Below are 17900 nucleotides of genomic sequence, written 5' to 3'. Positions count from 1 at the left end.
AATGGGGGGACCAGAATGCGCGCCAGTCTCGCGGGGGCTCTGCTGGCCCTGCTGCTCGTTGCGGCCTTCCTTGCCGGGCGTTTCGTCGCCACGCCCGAGCCCGCGCCGCCAGCCGCCCTCCCGCCCGGGCCGGCCAGTCTCGAGCCCGAGGAGTCGCGGACCATCGCGGTGTTCCGCGCTGCCCGCGACAGCGTGGTAGCGATCACCACCCGGACCCGGGTCGTCGACCCCTTCACCCGTCGCACCGGCGAGACGTCGCTCGGCTCAGGTTCAGGTTTCCTGTGGGACGCGGCCGGCCACGTCGTCACCAACGATCATGTCATCCAGCGCGCGAGCCGCGCCGTCGTGCAGCTCGCCGATGGCCGTTCGCTCGAAGCTCGGGTAATTGGCCGCGACCCGACGCATGATCTCGCGGTGCTGAGGATCGAGGGCCAAGATCTGCCCGCGCCGCTGCCGCGCCCCGAGGCGGGCGAGGGGTTGGAGGTCGGGCAGTCGGTGCTGGCGATCGGCAACCCGTTCGGGCTCGACTGGACGCTGACCACCGGCATCGTCTCGGCGCTGGACCGCGAGCTGCCGGGTGATGGCGGTCGTGCGATCCGCGGGCTGATCCAGACCGACGCCGCGATCAATCCCGGCAATTCCGGCGGCCCGCTGCTCGATGCGCGCGGCCGCCTCGTTGGCGTCAACACCGCGATCTTCTCTCCTTCGGGCGCCAGCGCCGGGATCGGCTTCGCGGTGCCGGTGGCGACCGTGGCGCGGGTGGTGCCGCAGCTGATCGAGACCGGGCGCTACAGCCCGCCATCGCTGGGTCTGGGCTTCGACGCGCGGATCAATGCCGCGGTCAACCGGCAGGGGCTGTCGGGGGCACTGGTGCTCGAGGTGGCGCCGGGGTCGCAGGCGGACCGGGCGGGGGTCGAGCCGGCGCGGGTGGCGCGTGGACGGCTGTTGCCCGGCGACGTGGTGGTGGCGATCGACGGGACGCCGGTGGAAAACCTCGACGATCTGTTGGCGCTGGTCGATCGGCGGCGTGCGGGCGAGGCGGTCACGGTGACGCTGTCGCGCGGCGGCCGCCTGCGGGAGGTCGAACTGGAATTGATCGAGGGGCGCTGATCAGTCCTCTGCGGCCGGTCCGCCGAGGCTGCCGCCCAGCGCGGCGGCGAACAGCCCCGCCAATGCCAGAACGCCGAGCACCAGATCGTTCTTCGGCGCCGCGGCAAGGCCGCGGAATTCCGGCACCGCGCGGTCGATCAGGGCGGGGGCGAAGACCGTGGCGGCGGTCACGACCATGGCAAGCAGCGCCCAGGCGCAGATCCCGTGCAGCGCGGCGATGCGGCGTCGGGGTGCGCCCGACAACGTCGCGGCGGCCCAGCCTGCGGCCCAGAGTGCGGGCAGGGGCAGGAGGGCGGACCAGAAACCCGCGGGTCCCGGAAGGACGCCCGCGAGACCGCGCCACAGCAGCATCAACGGCAGCATCAGCGCCAACCCGATCACGGCCCCCGCCAGCACCGACCCCCAGGAGGTCCAGCCGAACGCCCCGAAGGGATCAGGCGGCGCGAGGACGCCGCGGGTGGTCGGGATCCGTCGAAGGGGCTTGCTCATCGGTCGCTCCTGGCTTGCCACGCCAGACTAGCGCAACTTGCACGTGACCGATCCAGCCCAATCTTTCCCTAGGCGTCGAATTTCCGCGTGGCTCAGCCGCGAGTGCCGGCGAAGCGCTCCTGCCACTCCGCTCGTTCCTCGTCAGTGATCTTGCGGAAGGTGACGTCCGGCACCGCGAAGCCATGACCAACCGACAGCGTCTGAAGCGCCGCGCCGATATCGCCGGGCCAGGCGTCGTCCTCGGTCTTCATCGCCTCGAGGAGTTGCGCGCTCGCATCGGGGATGAACGGTGCGGAGAGCACCGCGTAGAGCCGGATCAGGTTGAGCGCGAGACGGATCTGCATCGCGGCGGTCTCGGGCTCGGTCTTGAAGGTGGCCCAGGGCGCCGCATCCTGCAGATACTCGTTGCCCGCCACCCAGATCGCGCGCAGCTCGGCCGCGGCCTTGCGCACCTCGATCGCGTCCATGTGGCCTTCATAGGCGCGTACCCGGCGCTCCAGGTCGGCGATCAGCGCATCCTCGCGCGCGCCATGGGCGCCGCCCGCAGGGACTTCCTCGCCGAACCTGGCGCGGCAGAACTTGGTGACGCGGCTGACGAAGTTGCCGAGCACGTCGGCGAGATCCTTGTTCACCGATTGCTGGAAGTTCTCCCAGGTGAACTCGGCGTCGGAGCTTTCGGGCGCATGGCTCAGAAGCCACCAGCGCCAGTAATCCGAAGGCAGCACCTCGAGCGCCTGGTCCATGAACACGCCGCGCCCGCGCGAGGTCGAGAACTGGCCGCCATCATAGTTCAGGTAGTTGAACGACTTGATGTAATCGACGAGCTTCCACGGCTCGCCCGAGCCGAGGATGGTCGCCGGGAAGGAGAGCGTGTGGAACGGCACGTTGTCCTTGCCCATGAACTGGGTGTAGCGGACGTCGTCGGCGCCGCGGTCGGTGCGCCACCAGCGCTCCCAATCCGCACCCTTGCCTGCATCGACCCATTCCTGCGCGCAGGCGATGTATTCGATCGGCGCGTCGAACCAGACGTAGAAGACTTTGCCCTCCATGCCGGGCCAGTCCGCGTCGCCTTTCTTCACCGGGATGCCCCAGTCGAGGTCGCGGGTGATGCCGCGGTCCTGCAGGCCGTCGCCGTCATTGAGCCATTTCTTGGCAATCGAGGTGGTCAGGATCGGCCAGTCGGCCTTGGAATCGATCCAGTCCTGCAGCTCGCCGCGCATGCCGCTCTGCTTGAGATAGAGGTGCTTGGTTTTGCGCGGCTCCAGATCGGTGGAGCCCGAGATCACCGAGCGCGGCTCGATCAGGTCGACGGGGTCGAGTTGCTTGGTGCAGTTGTCGCACTGGTCGCCACGCGCGCTTTCGAAGCCGCAATTGGGACAGGTGCCCTCGATGTAGCGGTCGGGCAGGTAGCGGCCGTCGGCCTTGGAGTAGATCTGCGTCTCGACCCGCTCCTCGATCAGCCCGGCCGCGTCGAGGCGGGCGGCGAAATGCTGGGTCAGCCGATGGTTCTGCGGGCTGGACGAGCGACCGAAATGGTCGAAGGACAGCCGGAAGCCGCGCGCGATCTCGGCCTGGGTCTCGTGCATCTCGGCGCAGTATTCGGCCACCGGCTTGCCTGCCTTGGCGGCAGCCAGCTCGGCCGGAGTGCCGTGCTCGTCGGTCGCGCACAGGAACAGCACCTCGTGGCCGCGCCCGCGCTGGTAGCGGGCGTAGAGATCGGCCGGGAGCTGGCTGCCCACCAGGTTGCCCAGATGCTTGATCCCGTTGATGTAGGGGATGGCCGAGGTGATGAGATGCCGTGCCATGCGTGCGTCCTTCGCTGCGTCCGCGCCCCCTGTAGCGGGCGCGCGCCGCCGATGCCAGTGCCTGCCCGCTTGCCGTTGCCCGCAGGGCGGCCTACCTCTTCGCCTCGCGGACCGGGCGTGACGCCCGGCCCGGAGATCACGGAAGGCCCCGACATGAAGAAGATCCCCCTTGGCCGCAGCGGCATTGAGGTCAGCGAATGGTGCCTGGGCACGATGACCTATGGCAGCCAGACCCCCGAGGACGACGCACATCGCCAGCTCGACATGGCGCTCGAGGCGGGGATCGACTTCCTCGACGCGGCCGAAATGTATCCCGTGAACCCGGTCAAGGCCGAGACGGTGGGCCGCACCGAGGAGTTCATCGGCAACTGGATCGAGAAGAGCGGCAAGCGCGACCGCTACAAGATCGCCACCAAGGCCGCCGGCCCGAATCCCGGCTGGGCCCGCGACGGCAAGGGCTATGACGGCGCCAACCTGCGCGAGATCGTCGAGGGATCGCTGCGGCGGCTGAAGACCGACGTGATCGACCTCTACCAGCTGCACTGGCCCGAGCGCGGCCATTACCATTTCCGGCAGTACTGGAACTACGACCCCTCGGGGCAGGACCCGGCGCGCACCCGCGATCATATGGACGGCGTGCTGGCGACGCTCAAGGATCTGGTAGCCGAGGGCAAGATCCGCGCCTTCGGCCTGTCGAACGAAACCGCCTGGGGCACCACCCGCTGGATCGACCGGGCGGAAGCCACCGGCGGGCCGCGCGTGGCCTCGATCCAGAACGAGTACTCCCTGCTGTCGCGACTGCACGACACCGACCTTGCCGAGGTGAGCGTGAACGAGGACGTGCTGCTCCTGGCCTATTCGCCGCTGGCCTGCGGCTATCTCACCGGCAAGTATCAAAACGGCGTGCCGGAAGGCTCGCGGCTGTGGATCAATGGCAACCTGGGCGGTCGCAAGACCGACCGGGTGATCGGCGCGACGCAGGCCTATCTCGACATCGCGCAGAAGCATGGCCTCGACCCGGTACACATGGCGCTGGCCTGGCAGCGGACCCGGCCCTTCGCGGTCTGCCCGATCTTCGGCGCGACCAATGTGGAACAGCTCGAGCGGATCCTGGCCGGCCGCGAGGTGGCGCTGTCCGACGAGGTGGTGGCCGAGATCGAGACGGTGCACAAGCAGCACCCGATGCCCTATTGATGATCGGGACAAGGGGGAGCGGCGCATGACGGGACGCAACCGGAAGACGCAGTGTGGCCGGGCTGAAAACCGGGCCACCCGCTGGGGCCATTGGGCGCTCCTGCCGCTGCTCGCCGCCTGTGGCGCGGCCGCGCCGCCGCCCGAGACGGCGCCGGTCTTCCGGGCCACGGATGCGCCGATCGCCTCCAGCCTGCGTGGCAGCCCGACCGATCTGAACGGCGACTGGGTTGTCGCCGCCGCCTATCCGGGCGGACCGCTCGCGCCGAACGACCGGGTGACGCTGCAGCTCGACGCCAAGGGGGCGGGCGTGGCGCGGCTGTCGGGTGCGGGCGGGGCGCGGCTGGTGCCGGTGACGTCGGCCGGGCGCGGGCGCATGGTGGTCGCGGGCGCGCCCTGGTGGCTGCTCTGGACCGATGACGACTTCCGTACCGCGGTGATCGGTGCGCCGGATGGCGCCTATGGCTGGATCATGGACCGGCCGGGACAGGCCGGGGTCGACCGCGCCCGCGCAGCCCGCGAAATGCTCGATTTCAACGGCTACGACACCGGCGCCCTGGTCACGAACCGCTAGAATCGAAGGATTCGGCCGCCGTCGTGCCGTTGAAGAACGGCAGCGGCCGATCGGCCCGGAGATCGTCGCGACGCGCCTCGACTTCGTGCAGGACCAGCCGGGTGATGTCGGGCAGGTCGAGGTCATGGACCCGCGCCAGCGGTACCCAGTGGAGATGGGTCAGCTCATCCTCGGCGCGCCCGAAATCGTCGGGATCGCTGGCCAGCGCCGTTGCCGGCGCGAGGAAGAACCGCGCGTCGAAGCGGCGCGGTCGGCCGGGTGGCGTAATGGCGCGGAACACCGGCACCAGCGCGGAGGCATCCGGACAATGACCGGTTGCCGCGAAGCCGCGCCAGCCAGCGGGCGGATCCGGCCAGTCGCCACGTCGGCCGAGGATCTGACCGGTCTCTTCCCACAATTCGCGGATCGCGCAGGCGGCCAGCGCCGCCGCACCGGGGCCGAGCCGCCCGGCATGTTCCGGCGGCAGCTGGGCCATCGCCGCGATACCGGCATCGCAGGCGTCGAGCGCACCGCCGGGAAACACGTATTTCGACGGCATGAACACCGCCTGCGCGCCGCGCCGTCCCATCAGAACCGCCGGCCCCTCGGGCCGCTCGCGCAGCACCACAACCGTCGCTGCATCTCGTATGGGGACGGCGCCGGAATTCACTGCGGCTTGCCGAAGCCGTGCATCCGGCGCGCCCACTGGATGCCGACCACCAGCCCCTTCAGACGCGGCAGCAGGTAGAGCGACAGCGCCACCGCCGCCACCGTCAACACCGTTGCCATCACCAGAGGCTCGGGGCGGAATCGGGTGAAGCCGATATGGATCACCGGGGCCAGCAGGTGGCCGACGATCAGGATCGTCAGATAGGCCGGGCCGTCATCGGCACGATGATGATACAGCTCTTCCCGGCAGACCGGGCAGCGGTCGACGACCTTGAGATAGCCCTGGAACAGGCCGCCCTCGCCGCAATTCGGGCATCGCCGGCGAAACCCGCGCAGGATCGCGGGCCGGGTCGGGCGCTCCTCTTCGGGAGTGGGGGGCTGTGGGGCATCTTCGCTCATCCGGGAACCTCGGGCGGTGGCGTGTGACCCTCACATGCGCCCGCCGGGCCGAATTTGAAAGACCGAGCCGCCGGGTTGCGTCGCGATGCCGCGCGTGGCGCCGGGCGGCGGTTCGGCACGAAAAGGCCCGCCGCGGGGGTCGCGGCGGGCCGGGTCGGCACGGGAGAGCCGACTGTCTCTGGGGGGATTATTCGACCGCGGGAAGCAGCACGCCGTCGATCACGTGGATCACGCCGTTCGATTGCTTCACGTCGGCCACGGTGACGTTGGCGGTGCGGTCCTGACCGTCGGTGATCATGATCGTGCCGTCTTCGCCCTCGGAAACCATGAACTTGCAGCCGCCGACGGTTTCGACTTCGTGCATGCCGCCATCATCGGCGATCATGCCCGAGATCGCGTCCGACATCGCGTTGGCCGCGACCACGTGGCAGGTGAGGATCTCGGTCAGACGATCCTTGTTCTCCGGCTTGAGCAGGTCCTCGACCGACCCGGCCGGCAGCGCTTCGAAGGCGGCGTTGGTCGGCGCGAAGACGGTGAAGGGGCCTTCGCCCGACAGCGTCTCGACCAGGCCCGCGGCCTGAACGGCGGCGACGAGGGTGGTGTGATCGGCCGAGTTCACGGCGTTCTCGACGATGTTCTTCTCGGGGAACATGGGCGCGCCGCCGACCATCGGGTTGCCGGTCTCGGCATGGGTCTCGGCCAGCGCGACCGTGGAGGTGAGGGCGAGGGCGGTGCCTGCGATAAGGGCCTTGAGGTTCATCTTGTCGTCTCCCTGACGGTTCGGGGGGCGTCCGTGCCCCCTCGTGACGCCAGCAGACACGGCAGCACGATGCGCCGGGTTGCAGCCGATGCGATCACGCCTTCGTGAGCAAACTGTCGAGCCAGTCCGGCAGACCTCCGATGTCGTCCAGAACCGCATCGGCATGGGGTTCGAGGACATGGCGCGGCGCCGGGCCGGTCAGCACCGCGATCGCCCGCATCCCGGCCGCACGGGCCGCATGCAGGTCGTGCAGGCTGTCGCCGATCATCGCGCATTCGGCGGGGAGCCGGCCCAGCGCCCGCGCGCAGGACAGGAGCTGGCCGGGACCGGGCTTGGCCCCGTATCCGCTATCGGCTCCGGCGATGAAGCCGAAAACCTCGGTCAGCCCCGCCACCCCCAGATGCGCACGCGCGGGAGCCTCGGCGTCGTTGGTCACGAGGCCGAGGCTGAGGCCCCGTGCGGTGAGCCGTTCGAACAGCGGGAGAAGCGGCACCGCCTCGACCTGCGGCGCCTGGGCCGCACGGGCGTTCATGCGCGCGACCAGCGTGGCGCGATCGGTACCCGGCAGATGCGGCAGCATCACGTCGGCGATCTCGCCCGGGGTCGATGCGACGACCGGGCTGTCGGGCAGGAAACGTCCCGAAGCCAGGTCGTAGCCAAGCGCCGTGGCAATGGCTTTAGCGCGCGCCGTATCGCCCTCCGCCTCGGCCAGGATCAGGCCGCGCGACCAGAGGCCCCACGTCGCCTGAAAGTCGAACAGCGTGCCGTCCTTGTCGAAGATCAGCGCGCGCGGGGTCATGTCCAGTTCATCCTGGACGGCCCCGCCAGCACCAGCATCGCCGTGTGCGGCGCGTCATACTCATACCCCGCCCCGTCGCAGAAGGCGGTGACCCAGCCATCATCCATGGTCAGGAATTCGAGCACCGATGCCTGGAACTCGGCTTCGCCTGCCCGATCGCGCAGGTCTTCGGCCGCCGCGCCCGAGGAGCCGAGAAATACCGGCCAGAGCTCGTCATTGGCGGCAAGCCAGCCCAGCGCCTGCAGCGCGATCACCTCGGCCTGTTCCCGCTTCATGCCGACCGCTCCCCGGTGTTTTGCAAGCATTTGTTAACCATTCTTTCCGACCCTCGATGGCGGGAGTGGGCGCTGGGCCCGGAAGCGGGCCGCTGGCCCGAACAAGGACATCTGCATGTCGGGTCGTATCCTGATCACCGGTCGAATCGCAACGGAGGCGGCGCAGCAGGGCCGGGCTCTGGTCGACGCGGGTTTCGAATGTGACTTCTGTCCGGGTTTCGCGGGCATCCTGGCGCGGCTGCCCGACCCGGGCGTCGATCTCGTGCTGGCCGAGCTGCCGGTGGGCGACACCGGACCTAAGGAGATCACCGCCTTTCTCGCCCGATTGCGCGCGATGCCGGGAGGTGAGCGGCTGCCGGTGGTGGTGCAGGGGCACTGGGCGGCGGGTGCAACCCGGCTCGCCTTGCTCGAGGCCGGCGCGGACGAGGTGGCCGAGGCGCCGGTCTCGTCGGCGCTGATGCAGGCGCGGATTCGCAACCTGATGCGGGCCCGCGACACGCTCGAAGAGCTGGCGCGGCGCGAGGCGACGCACCGGATGCTGGGCTTCTCGGAGGCCGCCCCCGGCTTCACGTCCCGGCCGCGCACGACCCTGATCGCGCCTGACCGGGTGCAGGGAACACTAGTGGACGCGCGTGATCTACTCTGCGCGCCGCGTCACGTAGGGCCGCAGGGGCCATTCGCCGCCGCCACCCGCGAGGAGGATCTGTTCGTGATCGACGGCGCCGCGCTGCGAGCGGCTGGCGCCCCCTCGCGCGAGCTGTTCCGGATCGTCGCCGAGCTGCGCAGCCGCTCCGCGACCCGCCGCGCGGCGCAGCTCGTGCTGCTTCCCGAGCCGGGCCGCGAAGCGGCGATGCTGCTCGATCTGGGCGCGGACGACATAGTCCCCGCGGCAGTGACGGAGGCCGAGATCGGTTTCCGGGCGCGTCGCCTGCTGCACCGCAAGACGCTCGCCGACCGGCTGCGTGCCACCGAGCGGCACGGGCTGGAGGCCGCGTTGACCGACGCGCTGACCGGATTGTGGAACCGCCGTTACGCTCTGCCGCATCTGGCTCGGCTGATCACCGAGGCTCGGAGGCGCGACCGGCCGCTTGCGGTGATGTTGCTAGACATCGACCTGTTCAAGGCAGTCAACGACCGGCATGGCCATGCTGCCGGAGATGCGGTGCTGGCGCAGGTTGCGGCACGGCTGCGGGACGGGCTGCGTCCTGCCGACCTGATCGCGCGGATCGGTGGGGAGGAGTTTCTGGTGGCGATGCCCGACGCCACGCTCGACCAGGCACGCCGCGCGGCCGAGCGGTTGCGCCGCCGGATCCGCGAACGACCGTTCGACATTGGAGGGTCGGGCCACGCCTCCCTGCAGGTCGTGACCGTCTCGGTCGGGGTGGCGCTGGGGCCGGGGCCAGCCGGGGCCGCGCCGGACATGGCGGCCGAAGCGCTGATGCGGCGCGCCGATGCGGCGCTCTATGCGGCCAAACGGACCGGCCGCAACCGCGTCACGGTCAGCCTCAGCGCCGCCTAGCCGAGACAGTCCTCATAGGCCGCCGCCAGCCCTTCCATCAGGGCCGGATAGAGGTCGGAGCTCGGCTCCAGCCCCAGCGCATCGGGGTCGGTCGCCGCGGTGGCGGCATCGCTGTTCTCGCGCAGCAGGGCGACCAGATCGGGCGCCGTCTCCGGATCGGTCAGCACACAGGCGATGCCGCCTGCCTCTACCATTTCGCGCAGCGCCGCGATCCGCGCGGGCCCCGGGGCCGAAGCATCGGACAGCGCCAGCGCGCCGGCAGCGGGCAGGCCGAAGCGGGTCTCGAAATACTGGTAGGCGTCATGCGCGACGAGGTAGGGGCGACCCGCAAGCGGCGCCAGCCGCTCCGCGATCCGGGCCGTCATCTCGGCATCCGCCGCGATCGCCGCCTTGGCGTTGTCACGGTAGAGTTCGGCGTTCTCCGGATCCGCGGCGGCGAGGGTTTCTGCGATGGCTTCGCTCCAGGCAGCCGCCACCTCGGGGTCGAGCCAGGCGTGCGGGTCGGTTGTGCCGGAGGCATCGTGCGATCCGTGCTCCGCCTCTTCGTCTGCCTCGCCGTGATCGTCATGCCCGTCGGTTTCGAAAGCGGGATCCTCGCGCAGCGGCAGTCGCGTCCAGCCATCGGTTTCAAGCAGTGCCAAGCGCTGCGCTTCGGGCGCGAGCGCGGTCAGGCTGTCTTCGAGCCATGGAAGGAAATCTGGCCCGGTCCAGATGATCAGCTCCGCCTCCGACAGCCGTTGCGCATCCGAGGGGCGCAGGCTTGCATCATGTGGCGAGCCGCCGGGCGGCAACAGCAGGTCGGGCGTACCGACCCCCTGCATGACTCGGGCCACGAGACTGTGCACCGGCGCGGTATCGGTCACGACGCGGGGCACCTCGGCCAGAGCTTGGCCGGCCAGAAGGATTGTCGCGACGGCGGTGGGGACGGTGCAGCGCATGAAAGCCTCTTGAGCCTGCGGGAATCGGGAGCTACGAGCTATGTTATAACGTAACAAATGGTCAAGAAGCGGCCGGCAAGAAGGAGCAGCGCATGAACGGAGCCGGATTCGCCTGCGGCGATCATGCCGCCTGCATCCGAGGCGCGCTCGACGTCGCCGAGGCGCGCTGCGCGGCCGATGGCGCGCGGCTCACGCCGCTGCGCCGCCGTGTCCTGGAGATCCTGCTCGAAGGGCACGCGGCGATGGGCGCCTATGACGTGCTGGCCCGGCTCGATGCCGAGGGCCTCGGTTCGAAGCCGCCGGTGGCGTACCGCGCACTGGGATTCCTGGTCGATCACGGCCTGGCGCACCGGATCGAAAGGCTTTCGGCCTATGTCGCCTGCGCCCGACCCGGTGCCGACCATGCACCGGCGTTCCTGATCTGTCGTGGCTGCGGCGCAGTGGCCGAGATGCAGGGGGCGGGCGGGCTCGATCGACCGGCCGCCGAGGCGGGCTTTGCCATCGAGCGGGTGGTGGTCGAGGCCGAGGGCCTGTGCCCCGCCTGCCAGGAGCGTTCGGCATGAACGCGCTGCTCTCTGCGACCGGGCTCGAATACGGTCCGCGCACCGCACCGGTCTTGCGCGACGTCTCTATCTCGGTCGCGCCGGGGGAGATCGTGACGCTGGTCGGGCCGAACGGCTCGGGCAAGAGCACGCTGCTGCGCCTGCTGATCGGGGCACTCGCGCCGCGCCGGGGCAAGGTGCATCGCGCGCGGGGGCTGCGCATCGGCTACGTGCCGCAAAGCCTCGTGCTCGACGCCTCGCTGCCGATCACCGTACGGCGCTTTCTGGACCTGCCGCATCGCGTCTCGGACGCCGACGCAGCCGCCGCGCTGGAGCAGTCCGGCGCGACCGGCCTCGAGGGGCGGCAGATGGCGGCGCTCTCGGGTGGGCAGTTCCAGCGTGTGCTGCTGGCGCGCGCCGTGCTGAACCGACCGCAGATTCTAATCCTCGATGAGCCGACCCAAGGCCTCGATCAGCCGGGCCAAGCGGCCTTCTATCGTCGGATCGCGGCGCTCAGGCGCGATCTGGGCTGCGCGGTGCTGATGGTCAGCCATGAGTTGCACGTGGTGATGTCGGCCACCGACCGGGTGATCTGCCTGAACGGCCATGTCTGCTGCGAGGGCACGCCCGAGGTGGTCACCGCCGCCCTGGCCTGGCGCGAGCTGTTCGGCACCGGCACCGGTGGCCAGCTGGCGCTCTACCGGCACGAGCACGACCATGCGCACGAAGCCGGCGGCGCCGCGCATCACCATCACCACCATTCCCACGCCGAAGGCTGACATGCTCGATGATTTCCTGATCCGTGCGGGGCTCGCCGCGCTTGGCACCGCCTTGGCCGCCGGTCCCTTGGGTTGCTTCGTGGTGTGGCGGCGCATGGCCTATTTCGGCGACGCGACGAGCCATGCGGCGATTCTCGGGGTGGCGCTTGCGCTGGGGCAGGGGATGGCGGTGTTCCCGGGCGTGCTCGGTACGGCGCTGGCGATGGCGCTGGCGGTGCATGCGCTGTCCGGGCGTGGCCTCGCCCATGACACGGTGCTCGGGGTGCTGTCGCACGGGGCGCTGGCCACGGGCCTCGTCGCGGTGGCGCTGACTGGCGGCGTTCGGGTGGATCTCGAGCTATACCTGTTCGGGGATGTGCTGACCGTGACACGGAGCGATCTTGCCTGGATCTGGGGCGGCGCGGCGCTCGTGGCGGGGGTGCTGGCCTGGCGCTGGCGGCGGCTGCTTACCGCGACGCTGTCGCCCGACCTCTCCCATGCTTCGGGAATCGCGCCGCGTCGCGAGGCGCTGGTGCTGACCTTGCTGCTTGCTGCCGTGGTCGCGGTGGCGATTAAGGTGGTCGGCGCGCTGCTGATCACCGCGCTTCTGGTGATTCCCGCGGCCGCGGCGCGCGGCGCCGTGCGTACGCCGGAGGCGATGGCAGTGCTTGCGGGGGGCGCGGCGGCCCTTTCGGCGCTGGGCGGGCTATGGGTGGCGCTGTGGCTCGACACGCCGGTCGGCCCCTCCATTGTCTGCGTCGCCGTGACGCTGTTCGCAGGCAGCTTGCCGCTCAGGCTTCTTGCGGGGACGCGCGGATGATCGCGCAAACCCTATCCTGAATTTCCTCTCGCCTTGCTCTTGCCACGTTCCTTTTGCGAACTAGCAAAAAAACGCGCTTGAGGAGAGCAGATGAAAAAGACCCTGAAGGCCGCGGCCCTTGCCGCGCTGCCCGTGCTCGGGCTTGTGCCCGCGATCCCCGTCTTCGACGCCGCCCCTGCCGCCGCTTCGACCGCTGGCTGCGCATTGCCGGCCGATGCCAACAGCAAGGCGACTAGCGTCGCCTCGGGACTCAACGCGTTCCGCGCCTCACGAGGCCTCGGCCGGGTGTCGCATGACCCCGCCCTGTCCCGCGCCGCTCAGGTTCAGGCCTGCGATCTCGCTCGCACCGGCCAGTTCGGCCATCGCGGCAGCGACGGCTCGAATCACCGGATCCGGGTGGAGCGTACCGGCTATTGCGCCGGTGTCAGCGGCGAGAATCTCGCCTGGGGCTACCCCCGTCCCAACCAGATCATCACCGGCTGGCAGGGCTCGCCCGGCCATCGCAAGGTGATGGAGCTCGACCGGGCGCAGGAGTTCGGCGTGGGCATCGCCCAGGGCGCCAAGGGGCCGGTCTGGGTGCTGGTGATGGCCCAACCCTGCTGAGACGGTTCAGCCGGTGATCTCCAGCGGGATGGTCACCGGCCCGTCATTGACCAGCGCCACCTTCATGTCGGCGCCGAAGCGGCCGGTCTCCACCGGTACGTCCAGCGCGCGCAGTTCCTCGGCCAGGGCCAGGTAGAGGCGCTCGCCGATCTCGGGCGCCGCCGCGGTCGAGAAACCCGGGCGGTTGCCGGTGCGGGTGTCGGCGGCCAACGTGAACTGGCTCACGACCAATGCGCTGCCACCGATATCGAGCAGCGAGCGGTTCATCCGCCCAGCCTCGTCGCGAAAGATCCTGAGCTTGGCGATCTTGGCCGCCATCTTCGCGGGCAGGGTGTCGGTATCGCCCTGCATCGCGCAGGCCAGGACCAGAAGCCCCGGCCCACAGCGACCCACCACCTCGCCATCGACGCTGATACTGGCCTCGCTGACGCGCTGGACCAGTGCCCTCAAAGCTCGTGGTCCCAGGGCGGGTTGGCGCCCGCGCGGCTCACGGTGATCGCGGCGGCCTTGGCGCCGAGGCTGAGCGCGTTGCGGATCTCGTCTTCGTCGAGCGTGGCGATGTCCGCCTTGTTGAGCAGCCCCGCGCGCTCGAGGCTGACCAGCACGCCGGCGTTGAAGGTATCACCCGCGCCGACCGTATCGGCCACTTCGACCCGCTGGGAGGCCACGCTGACCGTGTGCTCGGCGGTGTAGCCGGTGGCACCCTTCGAGCCCTCGGTGATGCAGACCAGCTTAGGTCCCTTGGCGAGCATCTTGCGCGCCAGATCGGCGGTCTCGCCCGTGCCCTCGATCCAGTGCAGGTCCTCGTCCGAGACCTTCACGATGTCGGCGCGCGCGATCATCCGCTCAAGCCGGGCACGATAGGCCGCCTCGTCGCGGATGAAGGAGGGGCGGATGTTCGGGTCGATCATGGTGACGCGGGTCGGTGCTTCGCGCGCCTGCAAAGCCTCGTAGGCGGCACCGCAGGGCTCGACCACAAGGGAGATGCCACCGAAGAAGAGCGCCTCGGCGCCCGGCTCGGGCAGGTCGTCCTCGGACAGCATCCGTCCGGCGGTGTTCTCGTCGTAGAAGTTGTAGGTGGCATGACCGTCGTTCAGTTTGACGAAAGCGAGCGTTGTCGGCCGGTCCGAGATATGCGCCGGGAAGGTGTCGACCCGCGAGGCTTCGAGCGTCTGGCGCAGGATGTCGCCGAACATGTCCGAGGAGATGCCCGAGAAGAACCCGGTGGGCGCGCCGAGACGGCCCATGGCGATGGCGGTGTTGAACACCGCGCCGCCGGCATAGGGCGCGAAGGCGGTTTCGCCCGCTTCGGTGCGACGGGGCAGCATGTCGATCAGGGCTTCGCCGCAGGCGAGGATCATCGGGTTTCCTTCCGGGTCTTGGAGGCGTCTGGATCGGCGCGGACAATGCCGCCTGACGCCGGGTCGTGCAAGCGGGGTTACTGGTTGAGATAGCCGAAATAGCCCAGGATCGCCGCCACGATCAGCGCCAAGAGGACCGCGATCGCGATCTTCCACTTGGAGTAGGGCCGCGCGCCCTGCACCTTGCCCGAGCGGGCATTGACCACGAAGGCATAGCTCTGGCCACGGTAGCGGTAGGCGGCGGTCCATACCGGCAGCAGGACATGCTTGAAGGTGACATCGCTCACCTGGGTGTTCATGTCGTCGATCCGCTGCTGGTCGCCGCCGATGTCACGGCGCACATCCGTGCGGATCACGTCCTCCATGATCTGCCGCGCCTCGGCATAGGCTGCGTCGAGTTCGACCTGGTAGCCTTCGGCCATGAAGCCCGCCACGTATTCCGGCCGGTATGGGGTGAGTGCGGGCAAATCCCAAGGCCCGAGCGCGTCGGTATGGGCCTTGGGCAGGGATTTCGAGCCGAGCACGAGGATGTCGTCGAAGAAGCGCGCGACGCGCCCACGCACCCGGCGCCAGCGGATGCGCGGCTCGCTCACCTGGGTGGGCTTGCCGTCGCGCATCACGGTGCGGGTGACGTAGTAGGTATCGCCGCGCTGGCCGCGATACTCGGTCTGGGTGGCCGCGTCGAAGGTCCAGAACGGCACGTAGATACCGTTCATCCGCCGCCCCTTGCGCGCGTATTGCCTGAGCCCGTTCGGCGCGAACCACAGGCTGCCAAGCCACTCGGTCAGGGCCTTCTGCGCGCGGGCCTCGTCGACCTCGAAGGGCAGCAGCGCGCGGGGCTTGATGTGGCGATGGGTGCCGGTGTCTGCGACCACCGCCGTGTCGCAATAGGGGCAGCGGGTGGCGTGGGTGCCGGGCGCGAATTCCACCTGCGCCCCGCAATTGGGGCAGGAGGCGACCCGAGTCTCCTCAATCTGGGAGACCGGCACGTAGCCGCGTCGGGCGCTCTCGAAGTCGATCTCGCGCGTGGCCTCGGGGTCGGGCCGCGACGCGATCGCCTCGCGGTGGCCGCAATGGGTGCAGGCCAGCTCGGTGGTGCCGGGGGCATAATGCATGTCGCTGCCGCAGACCGGGCAGGGGAAGCGGTGCTCCTCGACCACGCCGCTGGGCGCGCCGGGCGCGGGGTCGGCCAGATCCGTCATGCCCGGCTCACGGGGCAGGCGGCGGGGGCGGCGGCATCACGGTGAAGAGCTGCGCCAACTCGTCCACATCCTCGGCCGGTTTCCAGCCATCCTGCCCGGCGGTCCAGACGAGGGTGTCGCGGTTGAAGCCGCCCTCGGTGACCATGCGCCCGAGCCGCGCCTTGGAGAAGGGTCCGGTGACCTCTCCGTTCACCGCAAGGTGCCAGACATGTTCGGCGGGCGGCGGTGGTGGCGGCGCGGCCTGCGGCGCCTGGGCCTGCGGCTGGCCGGGCATCGGGCCCCACGGCCCTTGCCCCGCGACCATGCCCATGCCGAAGCCCATGCCCGCCCCCATCGTGCCGGAGGGGTTGGCGGCGGCGGTGGTCATCGCCTCGGCGGCGGAGTACTGGCCGAAGCGGCCCAAATCGCCGACGATCCCCATCGAGGTGCGCTTGTCGAGCGCGCGCTCCACCGCGTCTGGCAGCGAGATGTTCTCGACGTAGAATTCGGGGATCTCGAGGCCGTATTGCGCCACCACGGGCGAGATGGCGTCGCGCACGACCTTGCCGAGATCGCCGGTGTTGGCCGCCATGTCGAGCACCGGGATGCCCGAGCCTGCGAGCACCCGGCTCACCTCCTGCACCACGATGTTGCGGATCTGGTAGGAAATCTCCTGGGTCGTGAACTCGCCATCGGTGCCGACGATCTCGCGCAGGAACAGGGCTGGATCCTTGACCCGCATCGCGTAGGAGCCGAAAGCGCGCAGCCGCACCGGGCCGAATTCGGGGTCCCGGCACATCACCGGGTTCTTGGTGCCCCATTTGCGGTCGGTGATGCGGGTGGTGTTGACGAAATAGACCTCGGACTTGAACGGCGAGCGGAAGCCATGGTCCCAGTGCTGCAGCGAGGTCATGATCGGCATGTTGTTGGTCTCGAGCATGTAGAGACCGGGCTTGAACACATCCGCAAGCTGGCCCTCATGCACAAAGACCGCCGCCTGGCCTTCGCGCACCGTCAGCTTGGCGCCGTACTTGATCTCGTGGCCTTCGCGCTCGAAGCGCCAGACCATGGTGTCGCGGTCGTCCTGGGTCCAGTGGATGACGTCGATGAACTGGCCGGAGAGAAAGTCGAGAATGCCCATGGTCGTCTCCCGTGTTGCGCTCAGACGTTGCCGCCCAAGAGTTCCGCCGCAATGTCGCGGGCGATCGGCGCCGCCTCGACGGCGCTCATCCCCGGCCGCATGCGCCGATCGTAAAGCATCTTGAGCAGCAGCTCGTCATGCTTGGTCAGCAGGCCGAACTCCTCGTCATCGTTGAAGATCGAGGGGCGGGCCTGGGGGCTGTCATTGGCGAGGCCCATGCCCTGCGCCAGCTCCTCGTGGATGCAGGCGAGGCGCAGCAGGTCCGGATGCTCGCCCCGGATCAGCGCCACGGCGCGGCTATAGGTGCTGCCGCCATCCTGCGAGAAGGCGATGACCAGGCACAGCGTCGAGCGTGGTGGGTTGAGGAAGGCGCGCACCGAGCTTTCGGCGATGCCCGGGACCATGCGGCGCAGCTCGCTTTCGAAGCCGCGGCGGTCGTCCTCGTTCAGGATCAGCACCGAGAAGTTGCCTTCCTCGGCGGTCTGGGTGATCGGCACGCCTGTGAGCCGCGACAGCCGCGCGCCATAGGCGGCGACGGCATTTCGATCCCGTACCCGCTGCTTTGCCGGAACCGTGTCGCCGAACCGGACATCCATGCGGATCGGGCTTTCCCAGCGACGCAGCCGGCTCATCGTCGCCTCGGCGCGCAGCTCGGTGCCGTCGGCGACATATTCGTCGAACAGCGCGATCCGGATGAAGTTGCGGGCCAGCATGGTGTCGGTGAAGGGGGTGTCGGGCCCGCCGCCATCGCCGCGCAGGAGCCCCTGCGCCACGAGGTCGGATTGCAGCTTGGCGTAATGCTGCGACAGGGCTTGGCTCGCGGCCGAACGGACCGGGTCGGCCACGGGCTCGGGCCGCGGCTGCGGGCTCGGAGTAGATGGCTGTGCCATGGCCGCCGGCGCGGTGGCGACCGGCTGGTTGCGCGGCGGCGTCACCGGCACGAGTTCGGGCGGCTCGGCGCAGGCGGCGACGAGCGACAGGGCCATG

The 17900-nt window shown here is 69.6% G+C and carries 21 protein-coding genes; 8 read left to right on the top strand and 13 right to left on the bottom strand.

Annotated elements, in window-relative coordinates; genetic code table 11:
* Positions 1–15 precede the first annotated feature (15 nt).
* Positions 16–1110 carry a S1C family serine protease gene (locus T8T21_RS08265; protein ID WP_322335223.1) on the top strand — a complete coding sequence of 365 codons (1095 nt, stop codon included), beginning with the start codon at positions 16–18 and terminating at the stop codon, positions 1108–1110.
* Here T8T21_RS08265 and T8T21_RS08260 read toward each other — a convergent pair whose 3' ends face one another.
* Together T8T21_RS08260 and metG are read right to left on the bottom strand one after the other, a co-directional pair.
* A complete protein-coding gene (locus tag T8T21_RS08260) occupies positions 1111–1599 on the bottom strand; it encodes a hypothetical protein (RefSeq protein WP_183471679.1) in 489 nt (162 codons plus the stop codon).
* 92 nt (positions 1600–1691) lie between these two features.
* On the bottom strand, positions 1692–3404 hold the full coding sequence (gene metG, locus T8T21_RS08255) for a methionine--tRNA ligase (RefSeq protein WP_322335222.1): 1713 nt from the start codon (positions 3402–3404) through the stop codon (positions 1692–1694).
* Between the two features lie 153 nt (positions 3405–3557).
* Here metG and T8T21_RS08250 point away from each other — a divergent pair, with 153 nt between their 5' ends.
* Both T8T21_RS08250 and T8T21_RS08245 read left to right on the top strand, forming a co-directional pair.
* The gene (locus T8T21_RS08250) at positions 3558–4598 is read left to right on the top strand and encodes an aldo/keto reductase (RefSeq protein WP_322335221.1); all 1041 of its coding nucleotides are present in this window, start codon (positions 3558–3560) and stop codon (positions 4596–4598) included.
* A 25-nt stretch (positions 4599–4623) separates the two neighbouring features.
* On the top strand, positions 4624–5169 hold the full coding sequence (locus T8T21_RS08245; protein ID WP_322335220.1) for a lipocalin family protein: 546 nt from the start codon (positions 4624–4626) through the stop codon (positions 5167–5169).
* Here T8T21_RS08245 and T8T21_RS08240 read toward each other — a convergent pair.
* From T8T21_RS08240 to T8T21_RS08220, 5 genes are all read right to left on the bottom strand, one after another.
* Entirely contained in the window at positions 5156–5818 is a 663-nt protein-coding gene (locus T8T21_RS08240; RefSeq protein WP_407660020.1) for an NUDIX hydrolase, read from the bottom strand. The two genes, T8T21_RS08245 and T8T21_RS08240, sit on opposite strands and share 14 nt — an antisense overlap.
* Positions 5815–6216 (bottom strand): DUF983 domain-containing protein, encoded by a 402-nt coding sequence (locus T8T21_RS08235; RefSeq protein ID WP_183471687.1) that lies wholly within the window; start codon positions 6214–6216, stop codon positions 5815–5817. Before T8T21_RS08235 ends, T8T21_RS08240 begins: the two co-directional genes overlap by 4 nt.
* Positions 6217–6403: 187 nt before the next feature.
* Positions 6404–6976, bottom strand: coding sequence for a fasciclin domain-containing protein (locus T8T21_RS08230; RefSeq protein WP_183471688.1), 573 nt, complete (start codon positions 6974–6976; stop codon positions 6404–6406).
* Positions 6977–7070: 94 nt separating this feature from the next.
* Positions 7071–7775, bottom strand: coding sequence for an HAD family hydrolase (locus T8T21_RS08225; RefSeq protein ID WP_322335218.1), 705 nt, complete (start codon positions 7773–7775; stop codon positions 7071–7073).
* A complete protein-coding gene (locus T8T21_RS08220; RefSeq protein ID WP_322335217.1) occupies positions 7772–8050 on the bottom strand; it encodes a DUF3572 domain-containing protein in 279 nt (92 codons plus the stop codon). Before T8T21_RS08220 ends, T8T21_RS08225 begins: the two co-directional genes overlap by 4 nt.
* 115 nt (positions 8051–8165) lie before the next feature.
* Here T8T21_RS08220 and T8T21_RS08215 point away from each other — a divergent pair, with 115 nt between their 5' ends.
* Positions 8166–9569, top strand: a complete 1404-nt coding sequence (locus T8T21_RS08215; protein ID WP_322335216.1) for a diguanylate cyclase — start codon at positions 8166–8168, stop codon at positions 9567–9569.
* Here the strand turns inward: T8T21_RS08215 and T8T21_RS08210 are convergent.
* Positions 9566–10507 (bottom strand): zinc ABC transporter substrate-binding protein, encoded by a 942-nt coding sequence (locus T8T21_RS08210; RefSeq protein ID WP_322335215.1) that lies wholly within the window; start codon positions 10505–10507, stop codon positions 9566–9568. The genes T8T21_RS08215 and T8T21_RS08210 overlap by 4 nt on opposite strands.
* Positions 10508–10599: 92 nt before the next feature.
* On the opposite strand from T8T21_RS08210, the gene T8T21_RS08205 reads away from it, so the two are divergent.
* The 4 genes from T8T21_RS08205 to T8T21_RS08190 all read left to right on the top strand — a co-directional run bounded on the left by T8T21_RS08205 (position 10600) and on the right by T8T21_RS08190 (position 13230).
* Positions 10600–11070: a Fur family transcriptional regulator gene (locus tag T8T21_RS08205; RefSeq protein WP_322335214.1), complete on the top strand. Its 471-nt coding sequence runs from the start codon at positions 10600–10602 to the stop codon at positions 11068–11070.
* Positions 11067–11828, top strand: a complete 762-nt coding sequence (locus T8T21_RS08200) for a metal ABC transporter ATP-binding protein (RefSeq protein WP_322335213.1) — start codon at positions 11067–11069, stop codon at positions 11826–11828. Before T8T21_RS08205 ends, T8T21_RS08200 begins: the two co-directional genes overlap by 4 nt.
* A gap of 1 nt (position 11829) precedes the next feature.
* Positions 11830–12627: a metal ABC transporter permease gene (locus tag T8T21_RS08195; RefSeq protein WP_322337474.1), complete on the top strand. Its 798-nt coding sequence runs from the start codon at positions 11830–11832 to the stop codon at positions 12625–12627.
* Positions 12628–12717: 90 nt separating this feature from the next.
* Entirely contained in the window at positions 12718–13230 is a 513-nt protein-coding gene (locus tag T8T21_RS08190) for a CAP domain-containing protein (protein WP_322335212.1), read from the top strand.
* Positions 13231–13236: 6 nt separating this feature from the next.
* Here T8T21_RS08190 and dtd read toward each other — a convergent pair whose 3' ends face one another.
* The 5 genes from dtd to T8T21_RS08165 form a co-directional block, all read right to left on the bottom strand.
* Positions 13237–13680, bottom strand: coding sequence for a D-aminoacyl-tRNA deacylase (gene dtd / locus T8T21_RS08185; RefSeq protein ID WP_322335211.1), 444 nt, complete (start codon positions 13678–13680; stop codon positions 13237–13239).
* Entirely contained in the window at positions 13677–14591 is a 915-nt protein-coding gene (locus T8T21_RS08180) for a carbohydrate kinase family protein (protein WP_322335210.1), read from the bottom strand. Before T8T21_RS08180 ends, dtd begins: the two co-directional genes overlap by 4 nt.
* Positions 14592–14668: 77 nt before the next feature.
* Positions 14669–15793 carry a primosomal protein N' (replication factor Y) - superfamily II helicase gene (locus T8T21_RS08175; RefSeq protein ID WP_322335209.1) on the bottom strand — a complete coding sequence of 375 codons (1125 nt, stop codon included), beginning with the start codon at positions 15791–15793 and terminating at the stop codon, positions 14669–14671.
* A 7-nt stretch (positions 15794–15800) separates the two neighbouring features.
* A complete protein-coding gene (locus T8T21_RS08170) occupies positions 15801–16913 on the bottom strand; it encodes an SPFH domain-containing protein (RefSeq protein ID WP_322335208.1) in 1113 nt (370 codons plus the stop codon).
* A 20-nt stretch (positions 16914–16933) separates the two neighbouring features.
* Entirely contained in the window at positions 16934–17899 is a 966-nt protein-coding gene (locus tag T8T21_RS08165) for a DUF2927 domain-containing protein (RefSeq protein ID WP_183471713.1), read from the bottom strand.
* Position 17900 lies beyond the last annotated feature (1 nt).

The organism is Limimaricola variabilis (assembly GCF_034371605.1).
In the GTDB taxonomy this organism is placed as follows: domain Bacteria; phylum Pseudomonadota; class Alphaproteobacteria; order Rhodobacterales; family Rhodobacteraceae; genus Limimaricola; species Limimaricola variabilis.
Note: the sequence above shows the minus strand (reverse complement) of the source record. Positions and strands in the feature narration are given on the sequence as shown.

Excerpts from the sequence above, each read along its gene's own strand:
- T8T21_RS08265 (WP_322335223.1), top strand. The coding sequence starts at position 16 with ATGCGCGCCAGTCTCGCGGGGGCTCTGCTGGCCCTGCTGCTCGTTGCG.
- T8T21_RS08260 (WP_183471679.1), bottom strand. The coding sequence starts at position 1,599 with ATGAGCAAGCCCCTTCGACGGATCCCGACCACCCGCGGCGTCCTCGCG.
- metG (WP_322335222.1), bottom strand. The coding sequence starts at position 3,404 with ATGGCACGGCATCTCATCACCTCGGCCATCCCCTACATCAACGGGATC.
- T8T21_RS08250 (WP_322335221.1), top strand. The coding sequence starts at position 3,558 with ATGAAGAAGATCCCCCTTGGCCGCAGCGGCATTGAGGTCAGCGAATGG.
- T8T21_RS08245 (WP_322335220.1), top strand. The coding sequence starts at position 4,624 with ATGACGGGACGCAACCGGAAGACGCAGTGTGGCCGGGCTGAAAACCGG.
- T8T21_RS08235 (WP_183471687.1), bottom strand. The coding sequence starts at position 6,216 with ATGAGCGAAGATGCCCCACAGCCCCCCACTCCCGAAGAGGAGCGCCCG.
- T8T21_RS08230 (WP_183471688.1), bottom strand. The coding sequence starts at position 6,976 with ATGAACCTCAAGGCCCTTATCGCAGGCACCGCCCTCGCCCTCACCTCC.
- T8T21_RS08225 (WP_322335218.1), bottom strand. The coding sequence starts at position 7,775 with ATGACCCCGCGCGCGCTGATCTTCGACAAGGACGGCACGCTGTTCGAC.
- T8T21_RS08220 (WP_322335217.1), bottom strand. The coding sequence starts at position 8,050 with ATGAAGCGGGAACAGGCCGAGGTGATCGCGCTGCAGGCGCTGGGCTGG.
- T8T21_RS08215 (WP_322335216.1), top strand. The coding sequence starts at position 8,166 with ATGTCGGGTCGTATCCTGATCACCGGTCGAATCGCAACGGAGGCGGCG.
- T8T21_RS08210 (WP_322335215.1), bottom strand. The coding sequence starts at position 10,507 with ATGCGCTGCACCGTCCCCACCGCCGTCGCGACAATCCTTCTGGCCGGC.
- T8T21_RS08205 (WP_322335214.1), top strand. The coding sequence starts at position 10,600 with ATGAACGGAGCCGGATTCGCCTGCGGCGATCATGCCGCCTGCATCCGA.
- T8T21_RS08200 (WP_322335213.1), top strand. The coding sequence starts at position 11,067 with ATGAACGCGCTGCTCTCTGCGACCGGGCTCGAATACGGTCCGCGCACC.
- T8T21_RS08195 (WP_322337474.1), top strand. The coding sequence starts at position 11,830 with ATGCTCGATGATTTCCTGATCCGTGCGGGGCTCGCCGCGCTTGGCACC.
- T8T21_RS08190 (WP_322335212.1), top strand. The coding sequence starts at position 12,718 with ATGAAAAAGACCCTGAAGGCCGCGGCCCTTGCCGCGCTGCCCGTGCTC.
- T8T21_RS08180 (WP_322335210.1), bottom strand. The coding sequence starts at position 14,591 with ATGATCCTCGCCTGCGGCGAAGCCCTGATCGACATGCTGCCCCGTCGC.
- T8T21_RS08175 (WP_322335209.1), bottom strand. The coding sequence starts at position 15,793 with ATGACGGATCTGGCCGACCCCGCGCCCGGCGCGCCCAGCGGCGTGGTC.
- T8T21_RS08170 (WP_322335208.1), bottom strand. The coding sequence starts at position 16,913 with ATGGGCATTCTCGACTTTCTCTCCGGCCAGTTCATCGACGTCATCCAC.
- T8T21_RS08165 (WP_183471713.1), bottom strand. The coding sequence starts at position 17,899 with ATGGCCCTGTCGCTCGTCGCCGCCTGCGCCGAGCCGCCCGAACTCGTG.